This is a genomic window from Ammoniphilus sp. YIM 78166, assembly GCF_004522215.1.
Taxonomy (GTDB): domain Bacteria; phylum Bacillota; class Bacilli; order Aneurinibacillales; family RAOX-1; genus YIM-78166.
The window spans coordinates 1-259 of sequence record NZ_SDLR01000076.1 but is presented as its reverse complement, the minus strand read 5'-3'; the positions used below and the strand labels follow the sequence as shown (position 1 = coordinate 259).

Annotated in this window: 1 protein-coding gene; it reads left to right on the top strand. The window is 49.4% G+C overall.

Annotated features, from left to right (window positions below):
• A partial coding sequence (locus EIZ58_RS32965; protein WP_167578116.1) for an Hsp70 family protein occupies positions 1-259 on the top strand: 259 nt, incomplete at both ends.

Here is a 259-nt window from a genome sequence, read left to right as displayed (position 1 = left end):
CGTATCGCTGGTCTGGAAGTAAAACGTATCATCAACGAACCGACCGCAGCTGCGCTGGCTTACGGTCTGGACAAAGGTACTGGCAACCGTACTATCGCGGTTTATGACCTGGGTGGTGGTACTTTCGATATTTCTATTATCGAAATCGACGAAGTTGACGGCGAAAAAACCTTCGAAGTTCTGGCAACCAACGGTGATACCCACCTGGGTGGTGAAGACTTCGACAGCCGTCTGATCAACTACCTGGTTGAAGAATTCA